Source organism: Phycisphaeraceae bacterium (assembly GCA_020851465.1).
GTDB lineage: Bacteria > Planctomycetota > Phycisphaerae > Phycisphaerales > Phycisphaeraceae > JADZCR01.
Genome location: JADZCR010000005.1, coordinates 66083 through 92142, shown reverse-complemented (window position 1 = coordinate 92142; position 26060 = coordinate 66083). Strand labels below are relative to the sequence as shown.

Annotated in this window: 20 protein-coding genes; 8 read left to right on the top strand and 12 right to left on the bottom strand. The window is 58.3% G+C overall.

The window, feature by feature from the left end:
* Positions 1-122: 122 nt before the first annotated feature.
* The 5 genes from IT444_05500 (at position 123) to IT444_05480 (ending at position 5993) form a co-directional block, all read left to right on the top strand.
* A complete protein-coding gene (locus tag IT444_05500; GenBank protein ID MCC7192221.1) occupies positions 123-1217 on the top strand; it encodes a sulfate ABC transporter substrate-binding protein in 1095 nt (364 codons plus the stop codon).
* A gap of 168 nt (positions 1218-1385) precedes the next feature.
* Positions 1386-2222 (top strand): sulfate ABC transporter permease subunit CysT, encoded by an 837-nt coding sequence (cysT, locus tag IT444_05495; GenBank protein MCC7192220.1) that lies wholly within the window; start codon positions 1386-1388, stop codon positions 2220-2222.
* A complete protein-coding gene (locus IT444_05490) occupies positions 2222-3292 on the top strand; it encodes a sulfate ABC transporter permease (GenBank protein ID MCC7192219.1) in 1071 nt (356 codons plus the stop codon). The genes cysT and IT444_05490 overlap by 1 nt, the downstream gene beginning before the upstream one ends.
* Positions 3289-4356, top strand: a complete 1068-nt coding sequence (locus IT444_05485) for a sulfate ABC transporter ATP-binding protein (protein ID MCC7192218.1) — start codon at positions 3289-3291, stop codon at positions 4354-4356. Before IT444_05490 ends, IT444_05485 begins: the two co-directional genes overlap by 4 nt.
* Positions 4357-4418: 62 nt before the next feature.
* Entirely contained in the window at positions 4419-5993 is a 1575-nt protein-coding gene (locus tag IT444_05480) for a hypothetical protein (protein MCC7192217.1), read from the top strand.
* Between the two features lie 6 nt (positions 5994-5999).
* Here the strand turns inward: IT444_05480 and IT444_05475 are convergent, their stop codons facing one another.
* The 11 genes from IT444_05475 to rny form a co-directional block, all read right to left on the bottom strand.
* Positions 6000-7151, bottom strand: coding sequence for a Gfo/Idh/MocA family oxidoreductase (locus IT444_05475; GenBank protein ID MCC7192216.1), 1152 nt, complete (start codon positions 7149-7151; stop codon positions 6000-6002).
* 124 nt (positions 7152-7275) lie between these two features.
* Positions 7276-10074 carry a VWA domain-containing protein gene (locus IT444_05470; protein ID MCC7192215.1) on the bottom strand — a complete coding sequence of 933 codons (2799 nt, stop codon included), beginning with the start codon at positions 10072-10074 and terminating at the stop codon, positions 7276-7278.
* Positions 10071-11885 carry a BatA and WFA domain-containing protein gene (locus IT444_05465; GenBank protein ID MCC7192214.1) on the bottom strand — a complete coding sequence of 605 codons (1815 nt, stop codon included), beginning with the start codon at positions 11883-11885 and terminating at the stop codon, positions 10071-10073. The genes IT444_05470 and IT444_05465 overlap by 4 nt, the downstream gene beginning before the upstream one ends.
* An 85-nt stretch (positions 11886-11970) precedes the next feature.
* A complete protein-coding gene (locus tag IT444_05460; protein ID MCC7192213.1) occupies positions 11971-12840 on the bottom strand; it encodes a DUF58 domain-containing protein in 870 nt (289 codons plus the stop codon).
* 17 nt (positions 12841-12857) lie between these two features.
* Positions 12858-14372 carry a hypothetical protein gene (locus IT444_05455; GenBank protein MCC7192212.1) on the bottom strand — a complete coding sequence of 505 codons (1515 nt, stop codon included), beginning with the start codon at positions 14370-14372 and terminating at the stop codon, positions 12858-12860.
* Complete coding sequence (locus IT444_05450; GenBank protein ID MCC7192211.1) at positions 14369-15310, bottom strand: ABC transporter ATP-binding protein; 942 nt, start codon at positions 15308-15310, stop codon at positions 14369-14371. The genes IT444_05455 and IT444_05450 overlap by 4 nt, the downstream gene beginning before the upstream one ends.
* Positions 15311-15336: 26 nt before the next feature.
* Complete coding sequence (locus IT444_05445; protein ID MCC7192210.1) at positions 15337-17055, bottom strand: hypothetical protein; 1719 nt, start codon at positions 17053-17055, stop codon at positions 15337-15339.
* A gap of 67 nt (positions 17056-17122) precedes the next feature.
* Positions 17123-18178 carry an AAA family ATPase gene (locus IT444_05440; GenBank protein MCC7192209.1) on the bottom strand — a complete coding sequence of 352 codons (1056 nt, stop codon included), beginning with the start codon at positions 18176-18178 and terminating at the stop codon, positions 17123-17125.
* Between the two features lie 53 nt (positions 18179-18231).
* Positions 18232-19677, bottom strand: coding sequence for a hypothetical protein (locus tag IT444_05435; protein ID MCC7192208.1), 1446 nt, complete (start codon positions 19675-19677; stop codon positions 18232-18234).
* 195 nt (positions 19678-19872) lie between these two features.
* Positions 19873-20940 carry an aldo/keto reductase gene (locus tag IT444_05430; GenBank protein ID MCC7192207.1) on the bottom strand — a complete coding sequence of 356 codons (1068 nt, stop codon included), beginning with the start codon at positions 20938-20940 and terminating at the stop codon, positions 19873-19875.
* A 46-nt stretch (positions 20941-20986) separates the two neighbouring features.
* Entirely contained in the window at positions 20987-22606 is a 1620-nt protein-coding gene (gene rny / locus IT444_05425; GenBank protein ID MCC7192206.1) for a ribonuclease Y, read from the bottom strand.
* 125 nt (positions 22607-22731) lie between these two features.
* Here rny and IT444_05420 point away from each other — a divergent pair, with 125 nt between their 5' ends.
* Positions 22732-22950, top strand: a complete 219-nt coding sequence (locus IT444_05420; GenBank protein MCC7192205.1) for a hypothetical protein — start codon at positions 22732-22734, stop codon at positions 22948-22950.
* Between the two features lie 218 nt (positions 22951-23168).
* Here the strand turns inward: IT444_05420 and IT444_05415 are convergent, their stop codons facing one another.
* Positions 23169-23948 (bottom strand): hypothetical protein, encoded by a 780-nt coding sequence (locus IT444_05415; protein ID MCC7192204.1) that lies wholly within the window; start codon positions 23946-23948, stop codon positions 23169-23171.
* A gap of 128 nt (positions 23949-24076) precedes the next feature.
* On the opposite strand from IT444_05415, the gene IT444_05410 reads away from it, so the two are divergent.
* Together IT444_05410 and IT444_05405 are read left to right on the top strand one after the other, a co-directional pair.
* The gene (locus IT444_05410; protein ID MCC7192203.1) at positions 24077-24871 is read left to right on the top strand and encodes a creatininase family protein; all 795 of its coding nucleotides are present in this window, start codon (positions 24077-24079) and stop codon (positions 24869-24871) included.
* 29 nt (positions 24872-24900) lie between these two features.
* A complete protein-coding gene (locus IT444_05405) occupies positions 24901-26022 on the top strand; it encodes an ATP-grasp domain-containing protein (GenBank protein ID MCC7192202.1) in 1122 nt (373 codons plus the stop codon).
* The last annotated feature ends 38 nt before the right edge of the window (positions 26023-26060 follow it).

Genomic DNA, 26060 nt, shown 5'->3' with positions numbered 1-26060 from the left:
CTGTAAAACAAGGGGAAAACACGTCAAATCGAATGACGAGTTTGACAATCGTTATTCGTTGGTTAATATACGACTCAAATAGTCAACATTAACAGGGTCGGCTCTCTCGCGGGTCACAACAGATGGGCAAGACGTTTCGCCGCTGGTTATCGCTGTCGGTGCTGGGTGTCGCAATTTGGTTGCTCCCTGCGCCTTTGTCGGCTCAGACCGTGCTGCTCAACGCCTCTTACGATCCGACACGCGAGCTTTTTCAGCAGTTCAACGCCGCCTTTGCCGCCAAGTGGAAAGCCGAAGGTCACGGTGAACTGGAAATCGAGCAGTCACACGGCGGGTCGGGCAAGCAGGCGCGTTTCGTCCTCGAAGGGCTTGAGGCTGACGTCGTATCACTGGCGCTGGCTTATGACATCGATGCGATAGCCGACCGAAAACTCATCGCTGCCGACTGGCAAAGCCGTCTGCCTGACAACTCCGCGCCCTACACCTCCACGATCGTGTTCCTCGTCCGTAAGGGGAACCCAAAAGGAATTAAGGATTGGGACGACCTGGCTAAGCCAGGCATCAAGGTGATCACACCCAATCCGCGGACCTCTGGCGGCGCACGGTGGAATTATCTGGCTGCATGGGGTTATGCGATCCGAAAATACAGCCCTGCCAATCTCACCCAACCATCCGGTGCGGGTGATGATGCACAACCTTCTTCCGCCAACACGTCGGACGATCACGCTGCCCTGGAAGAAAAAGCGAAAGAGTTCGTGACTGCGATCTATCGAAATGTGCCCGTACTCGATTCGGGTGCTCGCGGCTCAACGACGACTTTCGCACAGCGCGGTTTGGGTGATGTGCTCATCACTTGGGAAAACGAGGCTTATCTGGCGATCCGCGAGTTTGGCTCGGACAAGCTGGAGGTGGTCAATCCGTCGATCAGCATTCTCGCCGAGCCGCCGGTGACCGTAGTGGATAAGGTCGTCAATCGGCGAGGTACGCGGGCGGCGGCTGAGGCGTACTTGAAATACCTTTACAGCAGGGAAGGTCAGGAAATCGCTGCCCGAAATTATTACCGGCCTCGTGATGCGGAGGTCGCCCAAAAGTACGCGGATCGATTTCCCCGGATCGAGCTGTTCACCATTGACGAAATGTTCGGCGGATGGCGCAAGGCGCAGGCGGTCCACTTTGCCAACAAGGGAATCTACGACCAGATCTCGCGCTCAAAAAAGTGAGAAAATACATCCGCTCCCGTTTGAGGTGACGGCTTGAAAGATGAAAAAGCCGCAATGGATCAGGTTTCGCTTTCGCAGCCGGGAGACAGCCATACGCGAAACCTTCTCCTCGCCTCTCCCATGAATAAATGAGATAGAAGCCGCCCGTCGGTAATCGTGAACCTCACCATGAGCCTTCGACTCAAACATTACAGCGTGCTGCCCGGCTTCGGACTAACGCTGGGGTTCACGATTTTTTACCTGAGCATGGTCGTGCTCATACCGCTTTCAGCACTTTTCTTCAGTGCGTCAGGCACCAGTTGGGCGCAGTTCTGGGAAACCATCAGCGACGAACGGGCAGTCGCCTCGTACAAGCTCACGTTCTCCACCGCATTGATCGGTGCGGTGCTCAACGCGATCTTCGGCTTCATCGTGGCGTGGTCGCTGGTGCGGTATCGGTTTCCCGGAAAAAAGATTCTCGATGCGTTCGTCGATCTGCCTTTCGCCCTGCCCACCGCGGTATCAGGCATCGCGCTGACGCAGATTTATGCGCCGACCGGATGGATCGGCAGGTGGCTCGACAAAGCGGGCATCCAGTCGGCCTACTCTCCGCTGGGTGTCACGATTGCGATGACGTTCATCGGCCTGCCGTTCGTCGTCCGCACGCTTCAACCGGCACTCGAAGATTTCGAGGTGGAGATTGAGGAGGCGTCAGCGAGTTTGGGAGCAAATCGCTGGCAGACATTTGCGCGGGTGATCCTGCCGACGATTCTCCCTGCCCTGCTGACGGGATTTGCGCTGGCGTTCGCACGGGCACTGGGTGAATACGGCTCGATCGTTTTCATTTCCGGAAACATGCCGATGGAAACGGAGATCACTTCGGTCCTGATCCTCGCACGGCTGGAAGACTACGACTATGCCGGAGCTGCGGCATTGGCGGTGGTGATGCTCGTCGCCTCATTCCTGCTGCTGCTGCTCATCAACCTGATCCAGTGGTGGACGAGCCGCCGCTACCGAGGTAACTGATGGCCGGTCCCGCGACATCACGATTGGCACACCGCACCGGCGTGAGCAAACGCATGGTCAGCGAGCCTGCATGGGTACGATGGACCCTGCTGCTGGTCAGTGCCGCTTTTCTGCTGCTCTTTCTTTTCGTGCCGCTGGCGGCAGTCTTCACTGAAGCACTTCGCAAGGGACTGGGAGCCTATTTCGAGGCGATCCGACAACCTGACGCTTGGGATGCCATCAAACTCACACTCCTGACTGCCGCCATCGCTGTACCGATCAATCTCGTCTTCGGGCTGGCAGCTTCGTGGGCGATCGCCAAGTTCAACTTCCTGGGAAAAAATCTGCTCATCACCCTGATCGACCTGCCCTTCGCTGTTTCGCCTGTGATTTCCGGCCTCATCTTCGTGTTGCTCTTTGGTCTTCAGGGCTGGTTCGGTTGGTGGCTCGATGATCCAAGCTATCCCACCCATCTCTCATGGCTGGGATTTTCTCACCGCTGGTGGCCGCTGACGGCCGAGTGGATTTCACTGGGGTGGAGCCCGCTGCGGATCATCTTCGCCGTGCCCGGCATCGTACTGGCGACGATCTTCGTGACTTTCCCATTCGTCGCGCGGGAAGTCATCCCGCTCATGCAGGAACAGGGCACCGAGGAGGAACAAGCCGCACTGGTTCTCGGTGCAAGCGGTTGGCAGACCTTCCGGCGCGTCACGCTGCCAAACGTCAAATGGGCCCTGCTCTACGGCGTGATCCTCTGCAACGCGAGGGCAATGGGCGAGTTCGGGGCCGTGTCAGTGGTCTCGGGACACATCCGCGGCAAGACCAACACCATACCCCTGCACGTCGAGATTCTCTACAACGAATACAACTTCGTCGCGGCCTTTGCCGTCGCTTCATTGCTTGCGCTGCTCGCACTGGTCACGCTGGGGCTTAAGACTCTCGTCGAGTGGACCGTTCATCGACAAGCGGAACAAGACCTCGATCCCCCGGAATCGCTGGATGCCTCGACATCTGCGACCACAGCAAGAGCGACTCCCGCCCGCATTGCCAATCCACCTGATCCGAACTCGCAAGAGGAGCTGGGCCTGTGAGCATCACGGTTCAACACATCACGAAAACCTTCGGTAACTTCCGCGCACTCGATGATGTTTCCGTGGAAGTACCCAGCGGCGAGCTGGTCGCCCTGCTGGGGCCATCGGGTTCCGGCAAGACCACGCTTCTGCGTGTCATCGCTGGACTGGAGACACCCGATCCGGGTGAAGGTGAAATCCGATTCCACGATGAAAACGTCGTGGCGGCTGACATCGGGGCACGCCGCGTGGGTTTTGTCTTTCAACACTACGCGCTATTCCGTCACATGACGGTGTTTGAAAACGTGGCGTTCGGTCTGCGAGTGCGGCCGCGCAAGACACGACCCTCACGGGCGGCGATTCGTGATCGGGTTCACGAATTACTCAAGCTCGTTCAACTGGAAGGACTTGCCGGCCGATACCCGTCGCAACTCTCAGGCGGTCAGCGTCAGCGCGTCGCGCTGGCGCGTGCGCTGGCGGTCGAGCCCAAGGTTCTTCTGCTCGATGAACCTTTCGGCGCACTGGATGCAAAAGTGCGACAGGAACTGCGCCGCTGGCTCCGGCGACTGCATGATGAAATCCACATCACCAGCGTATTCGTCACGCACGATCAGGAAGAAGCCTTGGAGGTCGCCGACAAAATCGTGCTGATGAACAAGGGACACATCGAGCAGGCCGGCACACCGGAGGAAGTGTTCCACAGGCCGGCGACGGAATTCGTGATCAATTTCCTGGGCAACGTAAATCTGTTCCACGCGCGGGTAGTCGACGGTAAGGCGATTTTCGACGGCAAGCCGACGGATGGTACAAGAGCTGCGGATGCGCGAGCGCAGCGAATTTTTGTTCGTCCGCATGACTTCGACATCTTGCACCAGCCGGATGGGCGACCGGCTTTCAAGGCCCGCGTGGACCGCATCAATTCTGCCGGTCCGCATGTCAAAGTGGAGCTTACCAGCGTACAAGGCGAGTACGTTCAGGTGGCCTTGCCGCATGAACGCTATCAGGCCCTCAAGCTCCAGACCGGCGTGGATGTGTTTGTCAGTGCTCGTGATTACAAGGTCTTCGGCGAGGACTACTCGATCTAGCTCATCACGTCCACGTTATTCCCTTTCTGCCTTGACCGGATGCGCTTCGGTATCATTCAGCCATGTCAACCTCCAGCATTCTCGTTCTCGCGGAGCGATCGGATCGATGGTTCAACTCGCCGCAGGCACTGGCGGAATTACTCCACCTTGAGGGCATCAACGATCTTCAGACGGCGTGGCTCGATGAACTGACACCGGCCATGCTCGCGGATCGCTCCCTGATTCTTCTTGGTCCAGCCGACCCGGAACCGACCAGAGCAGCGATGCTCCTGGAGTTCGTCGCTGGCGGCGGCGGACTGGTGGCGGTCATGCCCGGCGAGGCGTTGGCAGCGCAGATGGGCATTCCCATGCGCTTTGAAGGACGCCTGCACGCACGAGTGGGCGCACAGGGTGCAGCTTTCCCTGATAGCGGCCTGCCCACACGAGGCTGGTCTGCGTTTTACTCCCCCGCGCCGGAGACTGAGGTCACGCACCGGACTCCGCTGCTCGAAGCAGACGGCAAGCCTGCCGATGCGTCGGCCATTCTCACGCTCCGCCGAGGCAAGGGCTGCATCGTCGCGCTGGCGTATGACCTGCTGACCACCGTTTACACCCTGAGGCAAGGTGACCCGATGCTGGCTGGAGTACGGAACACCGGCATCGCGCGGATGCGGCCGGCTGATCTGTTCGCCGGCATCTGGAATCCACAGGATGCAGCCTTTCCCGGCGCAGACCTGCACTGCCGCCTCTTGCGTGAACTCGTTCACCGCGCCTGGCCGGGTGACACTGTTTTACCGTGGCTCTGGTATTACCCCAATAACGTGCCGACGATGGTTGTCTTCACCTCGGATGACGACTACTCAACACGCGAACAGTTTGAAGCACTGATCTCGGCTGTGGATGAACACAACGCGGGAATCACGTTCTATCTGGTGCGTGATGCGGGAAAAAGCGACAGTGCCATGGATCCGAAGTGGTTCGAGGAGCTTGCCTCGCGCGGCTACGACTTTTCTATTCACCCCGACCTGCCGCCACCGACCGGATCGACCTGGGACGCGAAGCTGGGAAGCCATGTCGAGCAATTCCGTCGTCGCTATGGCCGTGCGCCGTCCGGCTCAATCCGAAATCATTGCATCGCCTGGACCAGCTATCTTGAAGGTCCGCGCATCGAAGCCCGGCATGGCTTCACCTGGGACTGCAACTACTACTCCCTGCCGCCACGAGCATCGCGATACATGACCGCGTCAGGGCTTCCTCTGCCTTTTGCGTCGCCGCAAGGCGAAGTGCTGCCGGTCACACAACTGGCGTCGCAATTCTCCGACGAGACCACGCTCAATGCCGGATTCAGTGCCAAATTTTCCCTCAACCTCACCGTGGATGCGGGGATCAAATTGGTCACGGAGACACTGGCGGAAAACATTCACCGCTACCACAGCATGCTCTGCTTCAATTCGCATCCGGTTTCGTTTGCCACTTACAGCAGCCCGATGTGGGTGCCGGTGCTTCGCTACGCGAGAGAGCACGGCGTGCCGGTCTGGAACGTGGCGCGATTCAGGAAGTTCTGGGAGAAACGTCGTGCAACCGTACTGCGTCCGGTCAAACGGGGCGCAAGGGAAGTCCGCACCGATGCGGAGCTGGGCGTGAGGTGGCCTGAATAGCCACGATCACACCGCACGGAAATCCGGTAATTCAAGCAACGCACCGCCCCGCCGAGCCGATTCGGCAGCGAGGATCGCCGGTGCTGTGATCTCTGCTGTCAGCACCGCATCCACGGGTGGTGTCGTGTCATTCGCAATGGCGCGCAGGAATGTATCGACCGGCTTGAAGTCCGCACCGCCGTGGCCGGATTTGGATTCTTCCTCTGTCGCGTCCACGGGTGTCGTTGAAAACTCACACGGCTCGTAAGTTTCTCCGCCAATTTTCCACTGCCGGGATTGATCGTCGGGATAGCGAGGCGAGGTCACACTTCCTTTGGTTCCGCGCAGCTCGTACCAGTGTGAATGCAGCGGGCCGCGTTTGACGTGGGGCATGGAAAAACCCGCCCCGACCAAGAGGAGATTGTCATTTTCCGTGTGCATCAGCGCGTACTCGAGATCGCGCAGCTTGTTGGGCTCATCAGGATAGGAATAACTTCCCGGCCGGGTACCCATGCAGGAAACGCGACGGACCCGTGTGCCGAGCATCTTCAACATGGGGCTGAGCGTATGCGGCAGGTAAAGGATCGGATCGCCGAATACTTTTTGCCGCCACGTCGCCTCGAAGTCGCTGTTCGCGGGTTTCGTCACCTGGCGGTGGAACTGGCCTGTTTTCGGATCGACCCAGTAGTTCCAGTCCCGTTCATAGTGAACATATTCACCCTGCGCCAGGCATACGTGGCCAAGCTCACCGCGTTCGACCATGCACCGCCACACATCGACGAATCCCCAATAGCGGGTCTGTTCCATAAGCTGATACTTGCACCGTGTCTTGTTCACGGTTCGGATCAGACGCCAGCACTCGTCGATGGTGAATGCAGCGGGCACTTCCGTACAGGCGTGCCTGCCGGTCTCCATCGCACGACACGCCAGGTCAACCTGCTTAAGCGGGTCCGATGCGATCAGCAGTGCATCCGTCGGCGAGTCTGCCAGGAATCGATCGAAGTCGTGATAGATCTTTGCATCAGCAAGCCCCAGTTTTCTGGCCGATTCCTCGGTACATGCCGGGAATGGATCCATCAATGCAGTCACCTGTGCGAGCGGATGCTGCTGAAAAAGTGACGCGATATAACTTCCCCGCCGACCACAGCCAACAAGTCCGATACGTATGCGTTTAGCCATGAGTTAAATCCGATCGTTTTGCTGCCGATGCAGCACAGGCCGCGAGTTATCACGCGACATCACGCCGTGGTGCAACGAAACCATTTCAATCATCAGGTGTGGAATTGTAACGATGGAACGACGATCAGCGCTTGATGCGTCCTTGCGCACGGCGGCGTGCATCCTGTAATACGTCACTAAGGTCAGCTTGCGGCGCATCTTCGCGGATGGATGAAGCTTCTGACGCAGGAGACTCGGCTGCGGTTGGCATCCGTGGAACACCGGTTGACGTTGTGGATTCTCGAGACCCGGTTGATGATGAGTCACGTGGTGATTTTTCTGCGCGATCGAGACGCAGCCGCATACCGCGCAGCCGGCCCCATTGCACGGATGACAGCACCCCCGTCCGTCGCTCAAGCACCTCCAGCAGCAAGCAGATAACTGCGGCAATCGCCAGCCACGGCGTCAGAAAGATCAATCGCGGCTGTCGCGGCAGATCGCGCCAGACGTCGGCGACGTTGATGATTTCCTGTCCTCCGGTTGAACGTGCTAAAGATCGCAGAGTAACCAGCCCGCGCCGATTATCCGTCGGGCGATATTCCGGTGAATACGGCAGACACACGGGAGCCATGCTGACCAGCCCCGCGCCTTCGACGTTGACGGTCGAAAGGACGGTTTCGTCGCCATAGAGCGGAATCTGTGCAGTCAGCGAGTCGGCTGAGGTCCAGCGCATCATTACACGCTCGGTAGCGGGTTTTGAACCGGGATGACCGCGCAATGTCGTCACCACAGGCAGACTGGAAATGGGATCCGTTTTGCGCTGCGGGTCCAGATGCAGTTCCAACCGACAAATACCGCCTTCGACATCCTGTGTCAGGAGCATGTGTTCGGGTAGATTTCCCTGCGCTCCGCCAGTCCATCGCGCCAGGCTCGTCAGGAAATCGCCCAGCTCTTTCCAACTGCGTACCGGCCCGGTGAACTCGCCATTGACTTCAAGCGTCAGACACGTCGCGCGGCCAATTCCCGCCTGCCATGCGGCTACGACTGGAGCTTTGTATTCGTCCTGCGTTACGACCGCCAATTGAGCACCATCGCGAAGATAGCAGAGGTTATAGCCACCCACCGGCGGCGGGTCGGTGAATGTCTTACCCGTCAGCGACGAGAGAACGCCCGTCGTGCTCACGCCGGTGACTTCATCGACAAACGTACTGCGAGCAACCACGAATGTGTCCTGAGCAAACAGCCGCGGCAGTTCCTCAGGGTCGTTGGTAAAAAAGATTCGTCCTTCGCCGCGCCGGGCGACATCCTTGAGAAGCTCGGCATCACTGTCCTTCTCCGTACCAAGGCCGATCACGCTGATCGTGATGCCCGCTTTGCGGCAGGCATCAATCAGATCCCGGTACTGACCGGGTTCCTCGGCGTCAGCGGCATCGGCGAAAAGAATGATGTGCCTGGTCTGCGGTTCGGAAGCACTGATCATTTTCGCCGCAGCGGCGAGTGCTTCATAGACGAAAATGCCTCCGCCCTGCGAATCGATCGACAGGACGCGCGACCGCGCAGCCTCTTTGTTATCCATCGTGGAAAGCTCGACGATCGTATGCGGCGCACTGTCCACCGCGATACACCCGAACTGATCCATGGGCGACAGCATGTCAATCACCTGCGCGGTCCCCAGGTCTGCCAGATCCATTTTGGTCCGTCCGCCGCCGACCGGCACCGCCATGCTGCCGGAACGATCCAGTGCTACGACGATCGCCAGCGAATGTTTGCGATGTTCCCGGCGAAGCTCCATCGACACGGGCAGAATCGGATCCAGTGCCGACTTGAAATAACCGCCGGGGCCGAATGACTGACGCCCGCCGGTCATCAGCAGTCCGCCGCCGGCATCACTGACCCAGGCAGCCAGTGTTTTGAGGCCATCGCTGCCGAGTTTGCCGGCGGGGATGTTTTCCACGATCACGCCGGTGAAGTTTGAAAGGTCCGCCAGATCCCAACGCATTTCGGCTGGCTTGCGGATCGTGATGTTCAAGCCGCCGGCGCGGAGCAGCGAGGCATATCCCGCATCCGCCGAGTCACTGATACAGAGCATCGGTCGAGGCCCCTCGACGCCGACGAGCAATCGGGCGGTGTTGTTCTCCGGCACCGGATCGTCCGTCTGGCCGGTGACATTCAGCGAGTACTGAAGCGTGCCCGGCTGTTCGGCAATGTCACGAAAAATAAGACGGCTGATTCCCGCATCAACGTGCCGCTTTCCCTGTGAGATGCTCTGATCGCCGCGACGCAGTTCATAGACGATCTCCTGCGAGACCGGCGAACGTACCCACGCAGTCACCATGAACGCTTCCCGTGGAGCCAGCGAAACCGGCGCATCCAGTCGTGTGATAGCGGTGTCAGAAGCGGATGTCCGCCCCATCTCTCGGAAATCGATGGGAATTCCGCGTGTGGCGGCCAAGGCACCAACGGAAACCGGATCGGTACCGGTCCAGCGTCCGTCACTGAGCACCACGACTCGTCCCGGCGTGCCTGGCTCGATCAGGCTCAGCGCCCTCTCCACCGCTTCACTCAGACGCGAACCATTGACGCCGACATCCTGCGTAAAGTCTGTGAATGGCACGGTCTGGGGTGAGTGCTCAATCCTCACGTGTTCACCGAATGTCACCACGCCGACACGGTCCTCACTGACGCGAGCTTTGGAAATCAGCTCGATCAGTTCTTTTTCCGATGCGGCGTGATTACCCGGCATCGATGCGCTGCGATCCGCCACGACGATGATGGTTCCAGCCCGGCTCGGCAACTTCACCATCAACCCGGTCAAGGCGAGGACGATCAACAACAGCGTCAGGCCGCGCAACACCCGCAGGACAGCGGTGGGCTGCGGCCAGTACCACATCATCACGCCTAGCGGCAACAGCAACAGGAGATAGACGGGCCAGAGTAGTGTCATTCGTGAGCCGCCCTTCCTGATCGACTCAGAAAATAGGCGTGAACAGCCAGACACAACATGGCTGAGACCAGCAGCAGCCAAGTCAGATCGTGATATCCCGGCAACATCCGGCCGCGCGTCTCCCAAGCACCGGCTGCGCTGGTCGCGGCACGACTCAGGTCGGATTCATCGCGATTCATCGGAGCAGCGGAAAAGGCGTACTCGGCTGTGCCGACCCGGACTTGATAGACGCCGGTTTCCTCTGCGCGCATCGTGACACGGCCATCGTCTGCGGCAAAGCGCCGCACTGCCCCGCTGGGAGTCGTCAGTTCGATCTGTTCCACGTCCGAACGCACCGCCAGCCCGACTTCACCGCCGACGTGGACTGTCGCGTCATCCAGTCCCGGAAGTGTTGTGGCACGCCAGTGCACGAGATTCCACCAGAGGATCGGCCACGCGGGTGCCTGAGTAAGCGTGGACAGTTCGCTGCGCAGACTGAGCCAAAGGTCGTGATCACGACCGGCACGCTCCGCGTCGGTCAGCAGCGGCGTGTTGCCGGCGGAGATGATCGGCCAGGCTGTGTTATGCGGCTGAGTGGCGGCAGCGTCGGTAAGCGGGGGCTGGCCGCTCCAGACGATTCCATCGAGAGTCAAACCCCGTGCGACTGGATGTGCGCGGTTGACGACGAACGGCCCGACATACGGCGTGGCTGAGTCACCGACAGGATTTTCAATCATCACCTGCCAGGTTCCACGGACAGGAGCAGCGTAGGCGTCGCTGATCATCACATCCGCACGCGACGGTACGAGGATAGCTTCATCGGTTGATTTAATGGCGAGTTCGACCAGCGGACGGAGCTTCGGATCGGTGATCGCCACCTGAACTCGTACTTTTTTATCAGGAGGCGGAACAAGAACTACTTCGTTATCGAGCGACAGCGCATCATCCGCCAGCCTGCCGCATACCTGAGCGACCCTTGAATCCACCTCCAACACCGCACGACTGGTTGCTCCCGGTGCGATATCCATCTCCACGCGGCTCATTTGCGGGGCGGGACTGCCTTCGCCGACCGCGAATCGTTGCTCGATGATGAGCGAAACCTTGCGCGGATTCTGATCAAGATTCGCAACCTCAAACAAACAGCGGTCGCGCTTGTCGAACCTTGTGCGGGCAGCGGTCACGATCGCCACGTTCGGCTCCCGCGTTCCGAACGCCAGCCAGCGGACGCGGCCATCCTCGATTTGACTCGAAGGCGGCACATCAGTGACGACCAGAATCCGCGCGTCAGGCCCGCCCAACTCCCCCGCCAACGCCAGAGCGCGATCAAGGTCTGCTTTGACCGCATCACATTTCCATTCCTCCCATCGTGACGCGGCTTCAGCGCGTGTCCGTCCCGCATCGACCAGCACGCGAGGTTCCTCGCCAGCGAGAATAATCCGCATCCCACGGGCACTCTCGCGATCGATCTCCCGCTCCACAGCCTGACGCGCGCGATCCCGCACAGTCCGGGCATCCGTGCCGGCCTTCGCCCGCATGGAATAAGAGTTATCCAGCACGATGACCAGCGGTCGAGGGTTAAAACCCCAGAGAATCTGCGGAGCCGTCGCCGCTATCGCGAGGAGAATCAGAGCCGCCATCTCCAGAAAAAAGAGGAGCGGCGTCTGAATACGTTTGACGCGCAGGCCGCCCTCACGGGCTTGATGCTGGTCCATCCAGAGCATCAGACTTGAGACGGGTTGTTGGCGGAAACGGTTGCGCAGCCAATAAATCGCGGCCAGTGTCGGCACCGCGGCAAGGGTGAACAAAGCCAGTGGAAACGTAAGAAAAGGCACGGGAATTCTAAGAAGGCGTTGCGAACTGGAGATTCGCGGTCGGGAGTATCGGGGTTATCTGGCCCGTGGGTCGGACTTCCGGGAGTTAGTTGACCGACAGCACCTGGGCCGCGACGAGCGGCTCAAGACTCCAATCCTTGAGAACATTTTCAGCAATGAGACAAACGAAAATCGCACCGGTCTGACGACAGGCCAGATGCCAATTCTGTTGATGGCGAGTGAAGTTGGCGCGATAGGTTGCCTGGGCAGCGGCATCGACAAATACTTCACGCATCACCTGCGTCTCAGAGTCCACCAGTCGGACATTTCCATGCGCGGGCGGCTCGATATCAGCCGCGGCGAGACACTGCACCACTACACAGGCGGCTGATCCATGCGAAATTTGCGAGAGGGTGACCAGCGGATCGGCGGGGAAAAGCAGATCAGAGATCAGAATGCGCACGCCACGGGGACGCCATCGCGGCGGAGTCCTCATAAGAGAGGACGTAAGGGATCCGCGATGGTCAAAGTCGATCCGATCCCACGACCCAGGGCGCTCCGCACCGTTGGCGACCGCTTCACAGCCGGCTGAAGCGAGCCAGGCGCGATGAGTAAACCCGCCGTTGCCGGCTGCACCGGCGAACATCGCTGCCAGCGAGAGGACGAAGCGTGACTTGGCGGGAGTGACGGCCATGGACCGTGAACCATCCATGAGCAGGTCAACATGCGGGCTGACCTCCTGCCGATAGAGCTTGACGATCAATCGATCGGTGCGGGCGTAGGCGGACCAGTCGATGCGCCGCAGATCGTCACCAGGCTGGTACTCGCGGTGGTCCATGAACTCCAGCGAGCTACCCGCGGCACGACCGAGCTGTGATCCGGCGACCCCCAATGGGGCGGTACGCGGTGCGGCAAGCGCGTAGCGCGCACCGACAAGCTCTCCTTCCGCCAATGATTTTCGGTAGTCCTCGTCCATCCGATCGGTTTCCCGGTTCACGGCGTCGGCGTTACCTGATCCGGCCTGCGGAATTCGCGCATCTGTCGTCTCATCCACGGCAGCGACAGAACCGCAGCTACGATCGCCCAGGGGATCGCCACCCACGCTGCCACATAGAGGTACTCCATAGATCTTTCAAATTTAATGAGCGGTGCCAGGGGATTACCCAGCATGATGAGGTCCTGTTGGTCAAACGGATCGAAGCTGAAGATAAAGGCAATAATGATCGGCACCACTGTGAAGATCGCCATCAATGCGGCGGCGATGACTGGTGTCGTGATTGGCTTGAACCACCGATGGAGCAGATACGAGCGAATGAGGACCGCGGTTAAGGCATAGGCCACCAGATAAAACGCTGTGACCGCGGCGGCCCAGTTTGCTTTCAACACCCATTCGGGGAAACCACCGATTCCACTGGCATTTTTTAGAAATAGACCGAAATACAACGGGAAAGCCAGCAAGGTGAAGGCGGCCAGGATGAGGGTCCAGAGAATGCCGCCAGCCGCACCGCTGAAGAACAGGAACGCCACGGCACGTCCCAGCGCGCTGCGCGGGATTTGCCTCCGCACGCGCATGCCCCATGTATTACGTTCCGCGGTGGCGACGAACAGGTTCAACCCCAAGGGTATGAGACAGATACATGACCAGATCCATATCGGTACCCCCTCCATATCTGAAATGGTGAAATTGATTACTCCTATCACAAGATAGCCCAGCAGCCAGAGAATCGTCATCAGCACACGAACGGGTAAGGCGCGATTAGCTGATACCGGCTTGATGACGGCGATTGCCAGAAACGCCAGGAGCAGGACCACCGCGACAAACCCGCTGAACCACAGTCCCGCGATCAGCAGGAATCCATCTGCGCCGAGCCACGCCCCGACGCCAAAGCGCAGCAGATCATCGCTGAATTCCATCATTGCGATGTAGGCACCCAGTAATCCAAACATCACCACCAGCCCCAGTATCAGCTTGACGATGAGGTTGAGCCCTAAGCAGCCGATCAAGATGGCCAGCATGATCGACGCCATGATCACGCCGCAATCCGCCGCCACGAGGACGACCATCGTGATCAAATCGACACCTCGGAGCAGATAGGTCAGTGTCATGAAAGGCAGACAAGAGCTGTAAATCAGGCCTGCCAGCAGCGTGCTGGACCAGAATTTTCCCCACACGATCGAGCGGGGACGGATCGTGGTGATAAAGAGCAGATCGACATTGGTGTCTGACCGCTCCGCCGAGATGCGAATGCCGGTATAAGCCGGCACAAAAAGCAGGCAGGTCGCCAGTACGATTGCATGAAGCACCATCAACACATCGCGCCCCGCCCAGGGATCGAGCATTCTCTGGGAGCTTGACAGCAGAACCGTACCAACGATCAGCACTGCCAGCAGCAGAAACAGAGACAGCACAATCGTCACAAACCGTGATCGCACCGCTTGCCGCAGTTCCTTGATGACGATCGGATTCAGAGCATCGTCAAACCAATTGATGATCGTGCTGGCACTCATTGCACTTCTCCCTTGGTCACGTCCATGAAGATTTTTTCAAGGTTGTCGCGCTGTTGCCGGAACTCGGCGATACGGAATCCCTGACCAACCAGAGCGTGCAGCAATTCGCCGCATTGCTCGTCGCCGCCGGTCAGATCGACCTCGACGACATTCATGTTGATTGTCGCGGACTCCACACCGGGGATCTGAAGCACCGCCTTGTGCAGCCGGCCGACTTCACCCAGCGGTCGGATGATGATCGTCCGCCGTGATGACTGACCGGTATCGTTCTGCATCAGAATGTCGTGGAGCATTCCCGCGCGGAGCATCCGTCCCTGCTCGATGATGACCGCTCCGTCGCATATTTCCGAAAGCTCGGTCAGGATGTGTGAACTGATGAGAATCGCTTTTCCCCGGCCGGCCAGGATCTTCAGCAGCTCGCGCAACTCGATGCGCGCCCGGGGATCAAGACCAGCCGCAGGCTCGTCCATAATCAACAGCGGAGGATCGTGGATCAGTGCCCGCGCCAGACTCACGCGCTGTTTCATGCCTTTCGACAGTGCCTTGAGCGTCTTGTCACGAATACCGACGAGATTGGTGAACTCCTCGATGCTCTGAACCGTTCGATGTCGCGCTGCGCCGCGCATCGCATAGGCGCGAGCAAAAAAATCGAGGTAGTCGTGAACCGAGATATCACGGTGCGTCGGCAGAAGGTCCGGCATGTATCCGATCAGGTGACGGGCTTTTTCCGGTTCCTGAAGCACGGACATGCCGTCGATGGAGCAGTCGCCATCACTCGGCTCGTCGAGTGTCGCGAGGATGCGCATGGTCGTGGTCTTACCCGATCCATTCGGCCCTACAAAGCCGAAAATCTGTCCGGAGGTGAAGCTGAAGCTTACGCCGTCCACCGCCTTTGTGGTGCCAAAATATTTTTTGAGCTGATTGATCTTGACTTCCATGAGCGAAATACCCTGTGAAAGGGAACTCAGTCCTCAAGCACCCCAATGACAGCAGATCGGGAGATATTTTCGGCGGCATCCGGCATAGGCTGCTCCATAAAAGGCGTGCCCTCCAATAGTGCCACATAGGAATTGGGCCGGTGCAACCGTGGTCTCGCCTGCATCGTTGATGAAATCGCGCTGCGCCAATCCTGAGCGATAAGCTCGCTGAGTATTTCCGCTTTCCAGATGCTTTCCTGATCCGGTATTGGTGTCAGCTTCACTCGATCGCCGGCACGAATGTTCGATGCGGAGTATCCCCGGCCGTCTTTGTCGGTCAGGTGCAGTTCAATCAATGTCGCACCCAGGCCGTTAGTCACGAAAAGAGAACCGTCAGGCTCGCGATCCGTCACCAGGCGCTGACGGCACGCTTCTGACTTGCGCACCTTGAAATACGCGGGTACCCGCGCAGAGACCCAGCTGGCTTTGAAATGTTGATCCTGTGATAAATCAATCGTCCGCTGGCTCATACGGGGGTCATCATGCTCGGATTGGAGATCCGCCCAGACTTCGGTTTCCTGTGAAAAATGTAACCCGTCACTCGGTGTGAACGTGGAATAGACCCCCAGGTATCCGTAGGTCGCCGCTTCGTGGCTGCGCTGATCGAGATAGGTCACTGTCTCACAGCGAACCTTGGTGGTCCAACCCTCGGACAAAGCGGCATAGATGAAAATACCAAGCGACGCCACCAGCGAAATTGCCGGAACGGTCCAGAGCAGCCACATGCGGCGTTTCTTGATCGCAAGGACGACAAAGTTAAGCGGCCCGATGACCAACGCGAACAGCACCAGCAGCGCCAATATGCTCCGCGCGGGTATTCCATACTGTTTGATCACTGGAAATACCGAGTGTGACTCCTCAATCGTAAAGTTACACCACATGCTCCGGTTACGTGATTCTGTCGCCTCGCAGACCGACAACCAGTTGGAAATATCGTTTGGCTGCCCTCGAAGTATCAGACCAAAACCATACGGCAAGGATTTATCTGACGATGTCTCCTCCCCAAAGTAAGGCCAGCGACCTGGATCGAGCATCAGCAGCACCCCGCCCGCCAGAACATACCGCCTCACTGCTGTGCGCACTGATTCCGGCATGCGTTCCCACTCTCGGCCGGTCAGTGCAACGGCTGTATAGCTCGTATAGCCCAGCCAGTTTGAGCTCCACTGCGGCACGTCGTCAGGGTTTTGCACGAGTGTGAGCAGCGAAGTCGAACTCATCCGTGACGCCAGCGGTGTCATGATCTCGCGTGACGCCAGCACAATCCCCAGATTTGCTGGGGACCAGTAGTAACTTATCCGATTTCGTCCATGAGATGTGTTGCTGATGGTGATCGGATTTATCTGCTGTTGCCCGTCTATTTGGACATTAACTTGCTCGATACCCAGCGGGAGGAAGGGCTGAAAAAGCGACACGGAGGCGGTCGATTGTGCCGGCACTGCCGTCGTTTTCGACAGCTTTTCAATCATTCCATTGCCGTATCGACCATCAAAGGAGATAGCAATCTCATGCGACTTCGTGGAATGGTTGGTGATCGTCGCGCGATATTCGGCGTAACCATATTCCGTTTCCGCCTTTGGCGGCGCGGCGACTTTAACCGAGATCTCTCCGAACTTGTCAGCTTGCGCCGAAAGGGGAATGACCAGCGCAATTACAACGAACAACCCGTAAAAGACCGGCTGAAATAAACGAGCGGGATTTTTAGGCATAAAACGGGTTCCAACGGTCGCTTCGAGTCGGTTTTTTGCGATTCAACCGCACCGCAGACACCGCGCGCTAACGTGGAGCTGCGGCAAGCTCGACTTCTCCGTGAAGTTGCAGACCCGCCTCGTCAAGCTGTTTGAGAAGACCTTCAACCACAGCCGAAGATGTCACTCGGTCAAAGCGGGCCTGGTAATTGAGAATGATGCGGTGATTCAGCACATGCGGAGCGATGGCGCGCACATCCTCAAATCCCACCGTCGGCCGTCCGGCGATGAGAGCGTACGCGCGGGAGGCCTCTGCCATGGCGATGGCTGCGCGGGGTGAACCGCCATAGGAAACATATTTTGTGACCTGTTCGGTTGCCTCAGCCGTGCCCGGATGCGTTGCCGTCACCAGCCGCGAAATGTATCGAGAGACGGCTCGCGGCAGGAACACACGATCCATGACGGAGAAAAGCCGCTGCAGGTCACCGGGTGTCAGGGCAGCGTGGGTTTCGGGCAGTTCGCCGCGCCTTCGAGTCGAGATGATCTGCTCCAGAACATCTACCCCTACGTCAGTAACGATGAGCTTGAAAAGAAACCGATCCAGTTGCGCTTCGGGCAGCGGATAGGTTCCTTCAAGTTCGATCGGGTTTTGCGAGGCGAGTACGAAAAACGGCTCGGGCAGACGACGTGTCGTCCCCATCAGAGTGACGGACTGTTCCTGCATTGCTTCGAGCAGAGCGGATTGCGTCTTGGGGCTGGCGCGGTTGATTTCATCAGCCAGGAGGATGTTGGTGAAGATCGGGCCGGGTTGAAAGACCAGTTGCCGACTGCCTGCACCACCGCTGCCTGCCGCGGTTTCCTGAAGGATGTGTGTACCCAGGATGTCGCTGGGCATGAGATCGGGGGTGAACTGCACCCGGCTGAAGTTCAGCGACAACATACCGCTGAGCGCCTTGACCAGCGCGGTCTTGCCCACGCCGGGCAACCCTTCGAGAAGAATGTGGCCACGGCTGAGAATTCCTGTGAGCACCAGCCGGTGTAATTCCGGCCGGCCGAGCAGCGCGTGATTGAGCTGGATGAGAATCTGTTGCGCCAGTTTGGCCACAGGCTCGACATCAGCCGGTTGCAGCAGTCCGTTTTCCATCGTTATCCATCCTCATCAAAACGAGTGGTCGAGTGGTAGTTGCGGGCAAATTATCACTTCTTCGCGTCCTTTTCCTCACGCTCGAAGTATTTTTTCACCGCGGCCTGATGTCGCGGCAGGACGGTATGGGTAAATGCTGCACCGCCTCCTGCTGAGGCATCCTTTAACGCTCCGCCGCTTGATCCAGCAGCCTTTTCGTCAACCTTCGGTGCGGCCATGCTGATAGCCGAGAGCTTGGAATCTTTCAATGCGTTGAGTTTCGCCGGGGGAAGTTCCTGCTCCTTGAACTTCACCCCCTCTTCCGATGACGGATCCTTCCATGTCATTTCCGCATCACCGCGACCACGGTCAATGCCGCCCCGACCCGGTTGACGGATGATTACGATTGCCTCATCGATGGGAATACCGGGATTTTGGCTGAGGAATTCGCGCAGCTCCAGCGCAGCATCGGCGGATGATTCGCTTTCGCTGTCAGTTCCAGAACTGCTGTCAGCCGGCCGCAGACGTTGGGCAAGGTCCGCATCAATGAGTCCCAGTGCTTCGAGTTTTTGGGCCATCTCACTGAGCCGCTCACTCGATTGATTCAGCAGATCGCGCACCTCGTCAAGCTGGGCGTCGCTCAATTCACTGTTCTGGATCGCTTCGGCCAACTCAGGGGAGATGTTGCGCAACAGGTCTTCATTTTCCTCGGCTGCGCGCTCCGTGATGTCTTTGAGTTCATCAAACATTTCCTTGAGCGTCTCCGGATTGAGAACCGGATCGCTTTTCTCCAAAGCTTCGGCCAGCAACTGCCCCTCCGCCAGTGAACCGGCTTTCTCCGTGGCTTTTTCAGCGGCTTCTGCGGCAGCGCGCGCCAGCGTGTCCTGCACATGGTCCAGGGCTTCCCAGGTCTTGACGGGATCACGCCCCGAAGCCTCACCCGCAATCTGTTCAAGCTTTTCCTGAAGCGCACGTGCCTGCTGCGTTTCAAGGATTTTGACCTCCGCCAGCGTCTCGATCTGGGTGGTCAACCGAGCAACATCCCGCGATACATCGAGTCGTCGCGAGGTGGTCGATTCGACGAGCCGCTGAGGAATGATGAACCCAACCGCGAGAAAGGCGACACCCGCCAGCATGACAATCGCCGGTCGGCGGGCGTTCCACCGCAAAGATGGCACCGCTAGCGCGGGAAGTCGTCGCTGCCATTCGCCGATCGCGGTTTCATCTGCCGCCATCAGCAGCCCGCCGCAGCTATTGACACGATCCAGCGTCGCCCGCACAGCAAAGGCGCTTGGTCGCCGCCGCCACGCGATCCCTCCTGCCGCCAGCAGCACCGGCAGGATGCCGAGAGCGCCCCAAGCCATCGTCGTTCGAGGCCATCCGCCGGTCGCACGCAGGAGCAGAACCAGAGATCCCCAGAGTAAACACCAGCCACCCACAAGCGTCATCGCCCAACTGCTGAAAATCAGCAGTGTGATTCTCAGCCGGAGGTCCGCGATGGCGGGTTCGTCACGATTCATGGATTGATCGTTGGAAGAACCGATGAATTGCCCCTGTCAGAACGATGAAAGATGAGCCGCATCCTACCTTCTTCAGACGAATATCGCGGCATAAAGTTCACAGGATAACCAGCCCGTCAGCGGTACGCGAGAAAGGAACCTGAAATGCACGGTTAAACAAGCCAACCACCGTAAGCGGTGAGGCTAAATAAGGTTTTAGGCTGCCAGAATCTGATCCAACTTTGCTATTTCCTCAGCGGTGAAATTCATATTGCTGAGGCTGCCTACATTTTCCCTGATCTGTGCCGGCCGACTGGCTCCGATCAGGGCACTGGTCACTCCCGGCAAACGGAGCGTCCAGGCCAATGCCATCTGTGCCAGAGTCTGACCGCGCTCTTTGGCGTGGTCGTTGAGTCGGCGAACTTTTGCGAGCGTCTGCTCCGTGATGTTGCGCGGTTTGAGGAAACCGGTCTTGGAACCAGCGCGGGAGTCTGTCGGAATGCCGCTGAGGTAGCGATCGGTCAACTGCCCCTGCGCCAGCGGACAGAATGCGATGATGCCCAAGCCGTGCTTCTGCGTGTGCGGCATCAGATCGCTCTCGATGCTGCGACTGAGCATGTTGTAGTAAGCCTGATGAATCAGCAGCGGCGCGAACCGATTTTCCTTTACCACACGGATCGCATCGAGTGTCTGAGCACCCGAATAATTACTGATACCCGCATACAGAGCCTTGCCCTGTTTGACGGCCGTATCCAGAGCGCCGAGTGTCTCCTCAAGCGGGGTGTCTGTATCGGGGCGGTGGTGATAAAAAAGATCAACGTACTCCACACCCAACCGCTTGAGCGACTGGTCAAGGCTCGCCAGCAATTGCTTGCGCGAACCCCACTCACCAAACGGCCCCGGCCACATGAGATAACCGGACTTGGTGGAGATAAAAAGCTCATCGCGCGGTAATTCCCGGATGATCCGTCCGGTGCGTAACTCCGCACTGCCCGGCGGCGGACCATAGTTATTCGCCAGGTCGAAATGGTTGATACCCAGATCAAACGCGGTAAAACACAACCGTCTTGCGTTCTCATGAAACTCCGACTCATCCGCAATCCCTGCGACTCCGGGTGCGCCGAAGTTATGCCACATGCCCAGGCTGATCGACGGCAACAGCACACCGGATCGACCACAGCGGCGATAAGTAATTTTGCCGGTCGTGTAAGGCGGCGGGTGCGCAGGATCGCTACCGTGAAAGTTGACGTAGCGATCCGACGCGGGCTGGTAGGGACTGGTCATGAGTCTGTGAATCCCCGGTAAAGTTCGCACGCCGCAAGCGGCGCGATCATCTCGCGTATTCGACCGTGCGCATCTCGCGGAGCACCGTGATGCGGATTTCGCCGGGGAATGTCATCTCCTCGCTGACTCGCTTGGCGATGTCGCGGGCGATCACATTGCAGTTGGCGTCGTCCACACTTTCCGGGTCCACGATCACACGCACCTCACGGCCGGCTTGAATCGCAAACGCCTGTCGCACGCCTTTCATGCTGGTGGCGATCGATTCAAGCTGTTCGAGTCGCTTGATGTATTTCTCCAACGTCTCGCGCCGTGCGCCAGGACGGGCGCCGCTGATCGCATCGGCCGCCATCACGATTGGCGTGTAAGGACTGGTAGAGGGAATGTCATTATGGTGTCCGCCGATGGCGTTGAGCACTTCCTCGCGCTCGCCGTATTTCTTGGCAAACTCCATGCCGATCGCCGGGTGACCGCCTTCGACTTCATGATCCATCGCCTTACCGATATCGTGCAGATAACCGCACCGCCGCGCCAGTTCACCATTGAGACCCAATTCGTCGGCGATCACCTGACAGAGATACGCGACTTCGATCGAGTGACGCAGAATGTTCTGACCGTAGCTGGTCCGGTAGTGCAGACGACCCATCATCTCGCTGATCTTCGGATGCAATCCGGGCAGGTTGACCTCGATCGCAGCGTCTTTGCCGAACTTCACCAGCCGCTGCGCCATGTCTTTGTTGACCTGCTCGGTAATTTCCTCGATGCGGGTCGGATGGATGCGGCCATCCTCAAGTAATTTCTGCAACACCTCGGCCGCCACCGCGCGGCGAACCGGATCGAAACAGGAAACCACGATCACGCCCGGCGTGTCGTCCACAATCACGTCCACGCCGGTCGCCTTCTCAAACGCACGGATGTTGCGGCCCTCACGACCGATCACGCGACCTTTCATGTCGTCGCTGGGAATGGCGACGGCATTGACTGTCGATGTTGCCGTATGCTCAGATGCGTAACGCTGGATCGCCTGGAGCGTGATTTTCAGCGCGTTATCGCGTGCCTCCTCCTCGGCGCGGGCCATGCGTGCCTTGACGATCACATCCGCGTCGTGCTGAACGTCCTGTTCAATGAGGCGTAAAGCCTCACGACGGGCTTCTTCCGGGTTGAGATTCGCAATGCGGAGCAGTACCTGCTTCTGCTCCTGTGTCGCTTTATCGAGGGCTTCTCGCCGCTGGGCGACGAGTTGGTCGATTTCAGCCTCCTTGCCGGCAAGCACCTTATCGCGAGCCTTGATCTTGCTATCCAGATCGTCGAGAAATTTTTCCTTGGTCGTGAGGGTGTCGAGTTTGCGGTCGAGGTTGTCCTCGCGCTTGCTCAGACGCCGCTCGTGTTCCTTCATTTCGTTACGGGCTTGATCTGTTTCTTTTTCAAAGTCCTCTCGTCGTTTCGCCAGTTCGTTACGGAAGTCGAGTTCGAGCTGTTTCTTGAGAATCTCCGCATCATTGCGGGCGGTTTTGAGAAGATTTTCGGATTCAGTTTTAGCGGCTCCCAGTGCTTTGTTGCCGGTGATTTTGAGAATCAGGACGGTAATGATGGCACCGACCACGAGGCCGGCCGCGCCCAATCCCAGGGCCATGGGCGGGATATCCGCCAGAATGAGGAAGGATGGCAAGCAAGACGCCCCTTTCTGCCCGGCCACCGGCAGGGTCACCAAACGGCGACACATCCGCTGACACGAGCGATTAAGGGCACGAAAACGGGCGGGGAAAACGGGCTCGTCAACGAAGGACAAACCCGGTGAGGCGCAAGCCGATCAAAGATGATCTGACCGATGCAGCAATCCAGACGAGCGCAAGTCGCGTGCTGCGCCTTCAGGGCGCACGATCCACGCAGACCATCCGTGGTGCTTTCGAGTCTGTTCCCGGTGGTGCGGGCGGGGTTTCCGCCGGACACGTTGAGGGACTCGATTCACACGACAAGAGAATCGACAAGCGCGTTTTGAGGCCGAGACATTGATGCATCGTCAATCTATCCAGTCGCTCAGGCGACCGTCCAAGGGCTCGAAATCCGGGCCCTACGGTTTGATCGGTCACGGCCACAGGCGGCCATCCGCCCGGCTCGTGCCGGTTGTTCCACGACAGCGAATGTTCCGCGAGATCACGAAGACCTCAGCAGGACGCAGCGTACACCTAACGGTCCCACGTAAACATTTTAACCATGTGTTTCCGGTTTGGTCAATCTGGGCTTAGCGGTCGGGACGCACTGACTGGAAGGGCTGGATTCAGTATGGGCGGGCCGCTTTTTTCGTCAGATATAGCGAAATTAGCGAACTTCAGTTGACGCATGCCGATCCAGACAAATGTCTCGAAAAACACGACGGCTACTCCGCCAACCAGAGGATAAATCCAAAGGTCACGGATGAGGTAATAGTGATGGAATCGTCCCCAATGGTCGGGTAGATAATTCCACAGCCTGCCGTAGGGATAGTGCCAAAGGTGAAATCGAAGGTAAAAGGCAGCCGCGATGACCCATGCGGGGGAGGCATAGCAGATTGCTCGCTCCGCAAGACGCCAAGGCACGCGCCATCTACGACGCCTTGCGATATAGGTGACCCCCAGCGTTTCGATGTAGCTCAACAGGAGAATGGTCAACGTAACCCCTGTACCGTATTCCCACGGCACGGGAGTTCGTTTAGTCGCCCACTTCCAGATGATGCCCCACACCAAACCAATACCAATCGCCACCAGCAGCAGAAATACTCGATCATGCGCATTCGATCCGCCGACACGTAACGATCGAAATGACTTTCGCGGCTGGAAAATAACCTGAAAGATCGTGAAGAAGAATGAGGACAGCGACGCCTGTTTTTGCCACGCAAGTCCCGGACGACGAGCGAAATCTGAATCGGCCACCGGCATGCCGCACTCCGGGCAAACTTGCTCAACCGTAAGACCGCGCAACGGATAACCGCACGACTCACACAGCGAAGCATCATCGGGAAACGATGAAGGCATTGGACCATTTTAGAGACGGTTGAAAAAGTACGGCGGGCAATGGACTCGGGTTGCACTCACTTGACGGGGCGGCACGACTTCGCGAAGTTCATACACCATCGGCATCCCAAACTGCCACGGAGACTCCTGTGCCCTATCGCGCTCGTCCTTACATTCTGCACGAAGCGAGCTACCGCCAGCTCCTCGATCTGAAGCCGAACGTAGCCGTCCTGCCCTGGGGCGCGACTGAAGCACACAACTACCACCTGCCTTATGGCACAGACACCATTGAAGCCACCGCGATGGGTGAACTGGCTGTCGAACGAGCCAACGCTCAAGGCGCACGGTGTGTGCTGCTGCCGACCCTGCCATTTGGAAACAACAATCAGCAACTCACGCAGGTCGCCACGATCACCATGCGCACCGCGACACAAATACAGGTCGTCCGCGATGTGGCGGAAAGCCTGGTCAAACAGGGCATCAACCGGCTGGTGATCCTGAACTTTCACGGCGGAAACGAATTCAAGCAGATCATGCGCGATGTGATGCTCGACGTGCCGATCTTCATCGTGCAGGTGCATGGCTACCTGACCGTGCCGAACCTGTACGAAAAAATGGGTCTTGCTGCGGGAACGCATGCGGATGAATTTGAGACGAGCCTGATCATGCACTTGACCCCGGAATGGGTGGACCTGCCCTCGGCGGACAAGGGTGAAGTCACGCCTTATCAACTCACAAAGATTCTTTCCACACCAGGGCTGAATATTCTGTTCGAGTGGGCAAGCATCGCGCCTTCGTCAGGTGTCGGCGATCCGTCAAATGCGACGCCGGAAAAAGGTCGGCAGATCATGGATTTGCTTGTCAATGCGCTGGTGCCTGCACTGGTTGAGCTTTCGCAGGCAAAGGAAGGCGAGTCGCCGTTTTTCATTCGTCGCTGGAAGTGATGATGACATCCGTCAAGTGATCTGTCGCTTTGTCCAGAGAACTGATTATTCTCGGTGCTTCCACCCGTGCCGCGGCCCAGTCCGCGATTCGTGCCGGCTTTCATCCGTGGTGCATTGATCTGTTTGCTGATCGTGATCTTCAGTCGATCGCGCCGGTTGTGCGCTGTCCGCCTGACCAGTACCCCGCGGGTATGTTGCCTCTCCTCGAATCCGCGCCGCAGGCACCCGTGCTTTGCACCGGAGCGATGGAAAACTACCCGGAGATCATCGACGCCATCGCGCGACATCGCCCTCTCATGGGTTGTTCGGCGGATGTCATCACTGCTGTCCGTGATCCCCATGCGCTGGCGTCACTACCCGCGCTGGAAGGAATCAGGTTTTGCAGTGTGTTCGATGCGACCACCCCGAAACCGCCAGTGAAAAATACTCCGCGAGGACAGCCGGGAGAACCGCAATATCTGCTCAAGCCGCACAAGAGTGCTGGCGGTGTGAACATCAAGCCGTGGTTGCCGACGGAGAGCATCCCCGTGGGGTATTTCGTACAGGAATACGTCCAGGGCAAACCGATGAGCGCGATTTATCATGCAGACAACCGCGGAACAGTTCTGCTGGGCGTGACGGAGCAATTCATCGGTGATGCAGATTTCGGCGGACGCGGATTTCATTACTGCGGCGGTATCGGCCCGCTGCAACTTTCCGCTGACGCCATGACAGCTCTGGACAGGCTGGGCACTCTGCTTACCGAGCACTTCCGATTGCGCGGCATCGTGGGTGTGGACCTGGTGATGGATGTTCAGGGATTGATCCGGCCTGTGGAAATCAATCCCCGCTATACCGCCAGCGTCGAACTACTGGAGCGGGCAACAGGAATGACGGCTCTATCCGATCATCCAAACTCTCCCCCCGCCGACGATACGCACACTCTCTGCGCCAAGGCGATTATCTTTGCGAAGAGCGACTCGGTCATTCCTGATCTCTACAAAATTTTCCCACGAGATACGGTCGCGGATGTTTCGATGCCCGGTGAAAAAGTGCAGGCAGGCAGGCCAATCTGCACACTTTTTGCGGCCGGCGAGACACGATGGGAGTGCGTGACAAAGTTGCGGCAGGAGGCGGCCAAACTCTACACTCAGCTGGAAACACAGTCGTGACGGACGCTGACTCTCCGAAGTCGGCGGCGACCCGGCTG

Bases quoted from the DNA above. Each gene is read 5' to 3' on its own strand.
- IT444_05500 (MCC7192221.1), top strand. From the start codon at position 123: ATGGGCAAGACGTTTCGCCGCTGGTTATCGCTGTCGGTGCTGGGTGTC.
- cysT (MCC7192220.1), top strand. From the start codon at position 1,386: ATGAGCCTTCGACTCAAACATTACAGCGTGCTGCCCGGCTTCGGACTA.
- IT444_05490 (MCC7192219.1), top strand. From the start codon at position 2,222: ATGGCCGGTCCCGCGACATCACGATTGGCACACCGCACCGGCGTGAGC.
- IT444_05480 (MCC7192217.1), top strand. From the start codon at position 4,419: ATGTCAACCTCCAGCATTCTCGTTCTCGCGGAGCGATCGGATCGATGG.
- IT444_05475 (MCC7192216.1), bottom strand. From the start codon at position 7,151: ATGGCTAAACGCATACGTATCGGACTTGTTGGCTGTGGTCGGCGGGGA.
- IT444_05470 (MCC7192215.1), bottom strand. From the start codon at position 10,074: ATGACACTACTCTGGCCCGTCTATCTCCTGTTGCTGTTGCCGCTAGGC.
- IT444_05460 (MCC7192213.1), bottom strand. From the start codon at position 12,840: ATGGACGAGGACTACCGAAAATCATTGGCGGAAGGAGAGCTTGTCGGT.
- IT444_05455 (MCC7192212.1), bottom strand. From the start codon at position 14,372: ATGAGTGCCAGCACGATCATCAATTGGTTTGACGATGCTCTGAATCCG.
- IT444_05450 (MCC7192211.1), bottom strand. From the start codon at position 15,310: ATGGAAGTCAAGATCAATCAGCTCAAAAAATATTTTGGCACCACAAAG.
- IT444_05445 (MCC7192210.1), bottom strand. From the start codon at position 17,055: ATGCCTAAAAATCCCGCTCGTTTATTTCAGCCGGTCTTTTACGGGTTG.
- IT444_05440 (MCC7192209.1), bottom strand. From the start codon at position 18,178: ATGGAAAACGGACTGCTGCAACCGGCTGATGTCGAGCCTGTGGCCAAA.
- IT444_05435 (MCC7192208.1), bottom strand. From the start codon at position 19,677: ATGAATCGTGACGAACCCGCCATCGCGGACCTCCGGCTGAGAATCACA.
- IT444_05430 (MCC7192207.1), bottom strand. From the start codon at position 20,940: ATGACCAGTCCCTACCAGCCCGCGTCGGATCGCTACGTCAACTTTCAC.
- IT444_05415 (MCC7192204.1), bottom strand. From the start codon at position 23,948: ATGCCTTCATCGTTTCCCGATGATGCTTCGCTGTGTGAGTCGTGCGGT.